4 protein-coding genes are annotated in these 3,457 nt (G+C 42.0%); all 4 read left to right on the forward strand.

What is annotated here, in order from left to right; translation table 11 throughout:
- The coding region (locus SMIDD26_RS12525; RefSeq protein ID WP_246746848.1) for a UDP-N-acetylglucosamine 1-carboxyvinyltransferase at window positions 1-760 on the forward strand (760 nt) is incomplete at its 5' end.
- Entirely contained in the window at window positions 753-941 is a 189-nt protein-coding gene (locus tag SMIDD26_RS01585; RefSeq protein WP_061438777.1) for a DNA-directed RNA polymerase subunit beta, read from the forward strand. The genes SMIDD26_RS12525 and SMIDD26_RS01585, both read left to right, overlap by 8 nt.
- 38 nt (window positions 942-979) lie before the next feature.
- Window positions 980-1,810 carry a DNA/RNA non-specific endonuclease gene (locus tag SMIDD26_RS01590; RefSeq protein ID WP_061438702.1) on the forward strand — a complete coding sequence of 277 codons (831 nt, stop codon included), beginning with the start codon at window positions 980-982 and terminating at the stop codon, window positions 1,808-1,810.
- Window positions 1,811-2,071: 261 nt separating this feature from the next.
- Window positions 2,072-3,403: a hemolysin family protein gene (locus tag SMIDD26_RS01600; RefSeq protein WP_061438703.1), complete on the forward strand. Its 1,332-nt coding sequence runs from the start codon at window positions 2,072-2,074 to the stop codon at window positions 3,401-3,403.
- The last annotated feature ends 54 nt before the right edge of the window (window positions 3,404-3,457 follow it).

Below are 3,457 nucleotides of genomic sequence, written 5' to 3' on the forward strand. Positions count from 1 at the left end.
GGCAGCGACGCTGGCTGATGGGGTGACAGTGATTGAAAATGCTGCGCGTGAGCCTGAGATTGTTGACTTAGCCATTCTCCTTAATGAAATGGGAGCCAAGGTCAAAGGTGCTGGTACAGAGACTATTACCATTACTGGTGTTGAGAAACTTCATGGTACGACTCACAATGTAGTCCAAGACCGTATCGAAGCAGGAACCTTTATGGTGGCTGCTGCCATGACTGGTGGTGATGTCTTGATTAAAGACGCTGTTTGGGAGCACAACCGTCCCTTGATTGCCAAATTGCTTGAAATGGGAGTGGAAGTGACAGAGGAGACTGAAGGAATTCGAGTTCGTTCTCAACTAGAAAATCTAAAAGCTGTCCATGTGAAAACCTTGCCCCACCCAGGATTTCCAACAGATATGCAGGCTCAATTTACAGCCTTGATGACAGTTGCAAAAGGCGAATCAACCATGGTGGAGACAGTTTTCGAAAATCGTTTCCAACATCTGGAGGAAATGCGTCGCATGGGCTTGCATTCTGAGATTATCCGTGATACAGCTCGTATTGTTGGTGGACAGCCTTTACAGGGAGCAGAAGTTCTTTCTACTGACCTTCGTGCCAGTGCAGCCTTGATTTTGACAGGTTTGGTAGCACAGGGAGAAACCGTTGTCGGTAAATTGGTTCACTTGGATAGAGGTTATTACCGTTTTCATGAGAAGTTAGCGCAGTTGGGCGCTAAGATTCAGCGGATTGAGGCAAGTGATGAAGATGAATAAGAAATCAAGATACGTAATCAAGCGTTTACTTTTAGTCATTCTGGTACTGATTTTAGGGCTTCTAGCCCTAGGAATCGGTTTAATGGTCGGTTATGGAATCTTGGGCAAGGGTCAAGATCCATGGGCTATCCTGTCTCCGGCAAAATGGCAGGAATTGATTCATAAATTTACAGGAAATTAGGCTGGGAGACCAGCCTTTTTATAAAGATAAGGAGAAATATGAACAAAAAAACAAGACAGACACTAATCGGACTGCTAGTGTTATTGCTTTTGTCTGCAGGGAGCTATTATATTAAGCAGAATGAACTAGGCAATCAGGCTGCTAAGACAAAAATGAGTCAGAAAAGTCAATCACCAGACGCGCCTAGTCAAGAATTGGCAGAAAGTGTCTTAACAGACGCAGTCAAAAGTCAAATAAAAGGGAGTCTTGAGTGGAACGGGGCTGGTGCTTTTATCGTCAATAGTAATAAAACAAACCTAAATGCCAAGGTTTCAAGTAAGCCCTACGCTGATAATAAAACAAAGACAGTGGGAAAGGAAACTGTTCCAACCGTAGCTAATGCCCTCTTGTCTAAGGCCACTCGCCAGTACAAGAATCGTGAAGAAACTGGGAATGGTTCGACTTCTTGGACTCCTCCAGGCTGGCATCAGGTCAAGAATCTAAAGGGTACTTATACCCATGCGGTCGATAGAGGTCACTTGTTAGGCTATGCCTTAATCGGTGGCTTGGATGGTTTTGATGCCTCGACAAGCAATCCTAAAAACATTGCTGTTCAGACAGCCTGGGCAAATCAGGCACAAGCCGAGGATTCGACTGGTCAAAACTACTATGAAAGCAAGGTGCGTAAAGCCTTGGACCAAAACAAGCGTGTCCGTTACCGTGTAACCCTTTACTACGCTTCAAACGAGGATTTAGTTCCTTCAGCTTCACAGATTGAAGCCAAGTCTTCAGACGGAGAATTGGAATTCAATGTTCTAGTTCCCAATGTTCAAAAAGGGCTTCAACTGGATTACCGAACTGGAGAAGTCACTGTTACTCATACTCAATGAAAATCAAAGAGCAAATTAGGAAGCTAGCCGCAGGTTGCTCAAAGCACATCTTTGAGGTTGCAGATGAAGCTGACGTGGTTTGAAGAGATTTTCGAAGAGTATCAGTAAAAGATAAGATAAACTCCTATATCACTTGTGGATGTAGGAGTTCTTTTTACTAGTTTAAGCAGGGCTAGAATAGGTACTAAGAAAAAAATAATATGTACTGGACTAGATTTTGTGATATAATAAAGGATAAGTTACTATTTTAGGAGAAGAACTATGGAAGACCCAAGTAGTCAGAATTTGTTGCTACAATTTGTTTTATTGTTTATCTTGACGGTATTAAATGCCTTTTTCTCAGCCACAGAAATGGCCATGGTTTCTCTTAATCGTGCGCGGGTTGAACAAAAGGCGGAAGAAGGAGACAGACGCTACATCCGCCTGCTGAAGGTACTAGAAAATCCTAACCACTTTTTATCAACCATTCAGGTAGGAATCACCCTGATTACAATCTTATCAGGGGCAAGTTTAGCTGATACTCTAGGACGTGTGATTGCCTCTTGGCTTGGGAATGGCGAAACAGCACAAGCCGTGGCAACTTTTCTATCCTTGGCATTTTTGACCTATATTTCCATCGTTTTTGGGGAATTATATCCTAAGAGAATCGCTCTTAATCTAAAGGATGCCTTGGCCATTCGTACAGCGCCGGTTATCATTGGGATCGGAAAACTAGTCAGTCCTTTTGTTTGGCTTTTAGCTGCTTCGACCAATTTCTTGAGCCATTTGACTCCTATGTCATTCGATGATGCGGATGAAAAGATGACCCGTGATGAAATTGCCTATATGCTGACAAATAGTGAAGAAACATTGGATGCTGATGAGATTGAGATGCTACAAGGTGTCTTTTCGCTCGATGAACTGATGGCGCGAGAGGTTATGGTTCCTCGAACGGATGCCTTTATGGTGGATATTCAGGATGATAGTCAAGCCATTATCCAAAGTATTTTAAAACAAAACTTTTCCCGTATACCAGTTTACGATGGGGATAAGGACAATGTGATTGGAATCATTCACACCAAGAGTCTCCTTAAGGCTGGTTTTGTGGACGGTTTTGATAATATTGTTTGGAAGAGAATTTTACAAGATCCACTTTTTGTACCTGAAACTATTTTTGTGGATGACTTGCTAAAAGAATTGCGAAATACCCAAAGACAAATGGCAATCTTGCTAGATGAATACGGTGGTATGGCTGGTTTGGTGACCTTGGAAGACCTTTTAGAGGAAATTGTTGGTGAAATTGATGATGAAACGGACAAAGCAGCAATAGATGTTCATCAGATTGGCGAGGATACTTACATTGTTCAAGGAACTATGACCCTCAATGATTTCAATAATTACTTTGATGTTGAACTGGAAAGTGATGACGTTGATACCATCGCTGGTTATTATTTGACAGGAGTTGGGACCATTCCAACGACTGAGAAACTCAGCTATGAATTAGTTAGTCAAAACAAACAGCTTATCTTAACCAATGATAAAGTGAAAAATGGACGTGTTACCAAGGTAAAAGTCCAAATTACCGAAGTTGAAATAGAAGAAGAAACAGAGTAAACTAGAGGCTTTTGTCACCAGGCGTGACGAAGCTTTTTTCAGTTGATTTCATGA

Source organism: Streptococcus mitis, from assembly GCF_001579035.1.
Taxonomy (GTDB): Bacteria; Bacillota; Bacilli; order Lactobacillales; family Streptococcaceae; genus Streptococcus; species Streptococcus mitis_J.

What these genes read in the sequence shown, in the direction of transcription:
- SMIDD26_RS01585 (WP_061438777.1), top strand. Translation starts at nt 753, where the DNA reads ATGAATAAGAAATCAAGATACGTAATCAAGCGTTTACTTTTAGTCATT.
- SMIDD26_RS01590 (WP_061438702.1), top strand. Translation starts at nt 980, where the DNA reads ATGAACAAAAAAACAAGACAGACACTAATCGGACTGCTAGTGTTATTG.
- SMIDD26_RS01600 (WP_061438703.1), top strand. Translation starts at nt 2,072, where the DNA reads ATGGAAGACCCAAGTAGTCAGAATTTGTTGCTACAATTTGTTTTATTG.